Genomic DNA, 4,612 nt, shown 5'->3' on the forward strand with positions numbered 1-4,612 from the left:
CCGCCGACGCTCCGGGCCCGTCAACACTTCCATCACTTCCTGCCTAGTGTTAGTCAAAAACACAGTCCTATGCCTACCCGTTATTGTAAGTGGGTGACTGTGTCCGGCGTTTCAGGGGGCTGCTCCACCGACATCGCATAATGGCTCTTGTATTGCGCATCCGCGTAGAGGCGGAGATTGCCGGTTTGCACTGCGGGCTCCTTGTTCTGGATTGTTGTGTGTTACCGCTGCACGGTCATTCGATGGCCGGCCAACGATAGCCGATCACCTCATGCAACGGATACGCAAGTTCCCGAACCTCTTCCAGCTGGTTGCCGCCGAACAGGTGAACGTGTTCGGCGTCGTGCCGCAGGTAGAAACCCACGTGCCCTTTCCAGCTCGTCGGATCATCCCGCGTCAGGATCGCGATGCAGCCGTAGACCGGGCGCTCCAGCGGTTTGCCCCATTCGAGCCACGAGCGCGCGAGCGCGGAGCCGGTGCCGCGGAATCCGGCGTGCGCCATGCACCAGTTCACGAACGACGAGCACCAGGAAATCTTGTCGTCGTAGCCGACCAGGTTCGTCTGGTTGTTGTATTCGACGATGCGCGGGTTGATGCTGCCCGGCGGGTGGCGGCGGATGCCGAGTTCGGCCAGCGCGACGGGCATCCAGGGTGGGTGGACGGCTTTCACTTTGCTCTCAGGGTTCGATAGGGTCACGTCGTTCTCGGGTACGTGTGGGTGTTGGTGTTGTTTCGCGCAATCTTCGCACGAATAGGGCGAATCCACAGCCCCGTCACGAGTGGCGATTTTCGTCAGGTCCGCCCGTATCATGGAGGCAGCGCCTCCCCTGACTCCCCTGCCCGCCATGCGCATCACGCCCCTGCCGCCTCTTCAGTGCCTCATCGCGTTCGAAGCCGCCGTGCGGCACGCGAGTTTCACGAAAGCCGCCGCCGAACTGCACCTGACCCAAAGCGCGATCAGCCGCCAGATCCAGCAGCTCGAGGAATTCCTCGGCCGCTCGCTGTTCGTGCGCGAGCACCGTTCGCTGCGGCTGACGATCGCCGGCGAGCAATACGCGGCGCAGGTCCACCATCTGCTCACGCAATGCGCGGAAGCCACGCACGACGTAATGAAACCGTACGGCGATCTCGAACTGACGATCGCGTGCTCGTCCGGCGTCGCGCTGCTGTGGCTCACGCCGCGGCTGCCGAACTTTCGCGCCACCTATCCCAACATCAAGCTGCGCCTGATCGTGCGCGACGGCCTGGCATCGATGTCGCCCGCGGAATTCGACGTCGGCGTCTACTACGTGCGCCAGCAGGCGCCGGCCGAATACACCGCGCGCCGGCTGTTCGACGAGGAAGTGTTCCCCGTCTGCGCGCCCGGCTATCTGGCCGGCCGCACGCTCGACGCGGCCGATCTCGCGAACGAAACGCTGCTGCGCCTCGAAGACGGCCAGCGCCAATGGATGTCGTGGTCCGAATGGTTCGACCTGAACGACGTCGACCGGCAGAAGGCGCAGCCGCAGGACATCACGATCAACTCCTATCCGCAGATCGTGCAGATGACGATACTCGGTCAGGGCGTGTCGCTCGGCTGGCGCTACATGATCGACGCCTGCATCGAAGCCGGCCTGCTCGTGCGCGTGACGGAAGCGTCCGCGAGCCACGGCGGCGGCTATTACGTGATCTCGCCGAACGACCGCGCGCAGAACCAGGCCGCCCGCCTGTTCACCCGCTGGCTGTTCGAACAGGCGGAGCAGCAAACCGGGGCCTGAATACCACGCGCCCGATCCATGCGTGCAGCGCATGCAGGCATGCGAATCTTTCGTTTCAGAAAAAATTGCGGCTGTCCTTAGCATGGGATTCACGCGGGGCAGTCGCCCCGTCCTCTGACCAAGGAAGAGACCATGCAAGGAACGCTCTCCCCGCGCGCCGCGGCTGCCGTCGATGCAGCGGTGCAACAGCGCCGCCGCGCCATCGTCGCGACCGTGATCGGCAACGGTCTCGAATGGTTCGACTTCACCGTCTACAGCTTCTTCGCGGTGATCATCGCGAAGCTGTTCTTCCCGACCGGCAACGAACTGACGTCCGTGCTGCTCACCGTCGCGACGTTCGGCGTGGGCTTCTTCATGCGGCCGGTGGGCGGCATCGTGCTCGGCGTCTATGCCGACAAGGTCGGACGCAAGGCCGCGCTGTCGCTCACGATCCTGCTGATGGCGGCCGGCACCGCGCTGATCGGGATCGCGCCGACCTACGAACAGGCCGGCATCGCCGCGCCGCTGATGATCGTCGTCGCGCGGCTGTTGCAAGGCTTCTCGGCCGGCGGCGAGATGGGCGGCGCCACCGCGTTCCTCACCGAATACGCGCCGCGGGAGAAGCGTGCGTATTACTCGAGCTGGATCCAGTCGAGCATCGGCTTCGCGGTGCTGCTCGGTGCGGCGACCGGCACGTTCGTCACGACGTCGCTCGACACGCAGGCGCTGCATAGCTGGGGCTGGCGGCTGCCGTTCCTGCTCGGGATCGTCGTCGGGCCGGTCGGTTACTTCATTCGCAGCCATATCGACGAGACGCCCGCGTTCAGCGCCGTCGAATCGCAGGCGAAGGAAAGCTCGCCGCTGAAGGAAGTGCTGCACACCTACCCGCGCGAGACGTTCGCGAGTTTCTCGATGGTCATCCTGTGGACCGTCTGCACCTACGTGCTGCTGTTCTACATGCCGACCTATTCCGTGCGCACGCTGCATCTGCCGCAATCGACCGGCTTCACGGCCGGCATGGTCGGCGGGCTGATGATCATGTGCTGCTCGCCGATCGTCGGGCGACTCGCCGACGCGTGGGGACGCCGCGTGTTCCTGTCCGGTTCCGCGCTCGCGATCCTCGTGCTCGCGTGGCCGATGTTCTCGTGGATCAACCATGCGCCCGGGTTCGCGTCGCTGATCGTGTTCCAGGCCGTGTTCGGCGTGCTGATCGCGGCCTATACGGGGCCGATCCTCGCGGCGTTCGCGGAGCTGTTTCCGACCAAGGTGCTGTCGACCGGGTTGTCCGTCGCGTACAACTTCGCGGTGACGATCTTCGGCGGGTTCGCGCCGTTCCTGATCACGTGGCTCATCGCCCGCACCGGCAGCAACATGGCGCCCGCGTTCTACGTGATGCTCGCGGCGGCCGTCAGTTTCGTCGGCACGCGCTTCGTGAAGGATGCGAAGCGTGCGGCCGCAACGACTCGATAAGGATTTTTGCTCATGACCATTACCGTGCTTCAAGGCGGCAACGTGCTCGACCTCGAACGAGGCGTGTTGCTCGAACATCATCATGTCGTGATCGAAGGCGAGCGGATCGTCGAAGTCACCGATCGGCCGGTGGATTTGCCGAATGCGCAGGTGATCGACGCGCGCGGCAAGACCGTGATGCCCGGGTTCATCGATTGCCATGTGCATGTGCTGGCGTCGAGTGCGAACCTGGGCGCGAATGCGACGCAGCCGAATATTCTCGCGGCGATTCGGTCGCTGCCGATTCTCGATGCGATGTTGTCGCGTGGGTTCACCAGTGTGCGGGATGCGGGGGGCGCGGATTGGAGTTTGATGCAGGCCGTTGAGATGGGGCTGATTCCGGGGCCGCGGATTTTTCCGTCGGGGAAGGCGTTGTCGCAGACTGGTGGGCATGGGGACTTTCGGCCGCGCGGCGATGTGCTGGAGCCCTGCTCCTGCTGTTTCAGGACGGGGGCGATTGCGCGGGTCGTCGATGGCGTCGAAGGCGTGCGGCTCGCCGTGCGTGAGGAGATTCAGAAAGGCGCGACGCAGATCAAGATCATGGCGTCAGGCGGCGTGGCTTCGCCGACCGATCCGATTGCGAACACGCAGTATTCGGAGGATGAGATTCGGGCGATCGTCGACGAGGCCAAGGCCGCGAATACTTATGTGATGGCGCATGCGTATACGGGGCGGGCGATTGCGCGGGCTGTGAGATGCGGCGTGCGGACGATCGAGCACGGGAATCTCGTGGATGAGGCGGCTGCGGCGCTGATGCATGAGCGGGGGGCGTTTGTGGTCCCGACACTGGTGACTTACGACGCGCTGGCGAAACACGGGGCGGAGTTTGGGATGCCGGCGGACTCCATCGCGAAGGTGGCCTCCGTGCAGCAGAAAGGACGCGAGTCGCTTGAGATCTATTCGAAAGCTGGGGTGAAGATGGGGTTCGGGTCGGACTTGCTCGGCGAGATGCATGCATTTCAGTCTGGGGAGTTTCGGATCCGGGCGGAGGTGCTTGGGAATCTGGAAGCGCTCAGGTCGGCGACGACGGTGGCGGCGGAGATTGTGAATATGACGGGGGAGCTTGGGGTGGTTGCGGTGGGGGCGATCGCGGATCTCGTCGTGCTGGATGGGAATCCGCTCAAGGATATTGGAGTCGTGGCCGATGAAGGGGCGAAGGTCGAGTATGTGTTGCAGCGGGGAGCGGTCGTGAAGCAGCAGGCCGGCGGCCGGTGATTTGACGCCATGATTCAGTCCGCCTGGGCCTGTCAGGAATTTTGTGTTTAAGGCATAACATGCTCCCAAGGAGAATTTATGCCTCGCAAACCGAAAGCCCAGCCGGCGGCTCTGCCGGCGATTCCGGCCGAGTTGCTTGAGCAGTTCGGCAA

4 protein-coding genes are annotated in these 4,612 nt (G+C 63.9%); 3 read left to right on the forward strand and 1 reads right to left on the reverse strand.

From position 1 onward, the window contains the following. Positions 1-235: 235 nt before the first annotated feature. Entirely contained in the window at positions 236-646 is a 411-nt protein-coding gene (locus H0X91_RS34410; RefSeq protein WP_059722525.1) for a TIGR02594 family protein, read from the reverse strand. A gap of 199 nt (positions 647-845) precedes the next feature. On the opposite strand from H0X91_RS34410, the gene H0X91_RS34415 reads away from it, so the two are divergent. From H0X91_RS34415 to H0X91_RS34425, 3 genes are all read left to right on the forward strand, one after another. Further along, positions 846-1,757, forward strand: coding sequence for a LysR substrate-binding domain-containing protein (locus H0X91_RS34415; RefSeq protein WP_196433804.1), 912 nt, complete (start codon positions 846-848; stop codon positions 1,755-1,757). Between the two features lie 132 nt (positions 1,758-1,889). Beyond that, the gene (locus H0X91_RS34420; RefSeq protein WP_060263424.1) at positions 1,890-3,206 is read left to right on the forward strand and encodes an MFS transporter; all 1,317 of its coding nucleotides are present in this window, start codon (positions 1,890-1,892) and stop codon (positions 3,204-3,206) included. Positions 3,207-3,218: 12 nt separating this feature from the next. Continuing rightward, positions 3,219-4,460: a metal-dependent hydrolase family protein gene (locus H0X91_RS34425; RefSeq protein WP_196433805.1), complete on the forward strand. Its 1,242-nt coding sequence runs from the start codon at positions 3,219-3,221 to the stop codon at positions 4,458-4,460. The last annotated feature ends 152 nt before the right edge of the window (positions 4,461-4,612 follow it).

The organism is Burkholderia sp. 9777_1386, from assembly GCF_015712265.1.
GTDB lineage: Bacteria > Pseudomonadota > Gammaproteobacteria > Burkholderiales > Burkholderiaceae > Burkholderia > Burkholderia cenocepacia.

Excerpts from the sequence above, each read along its gene's own strand:
- H0X91_RS34410 (WP_059722525.1), bottom strand. The coding sequence starts at position 646 with ATGCCCGTCGCGCTGGCCGAACTCGGCATCCGCCGCCACCCGCCGGGC.
- H0X91_RS34415 (WP_196433804.1), top strand. The coding sequence starts at position 846 with ATGCGCATCACGCCCCTGCCGCCTCTTCAGTGCCTCATCGCGTTCGAA.
- H0X91_RS34420 (WP_060263424.1), top strand. The coding sequence starts at position 1,890 with ATGCAAGGAACGCTCTCCCCGCGCGCCGCGGCTGCCGTCGATGCAGCG.
- H0X91_RS34425 (WP_196433805.1), top strand. The coding sequence starts at position 3,219 with ATGACCATTACCGTGCTTCAAGGCGGCAACGTGCTCGACCTCGAACGA.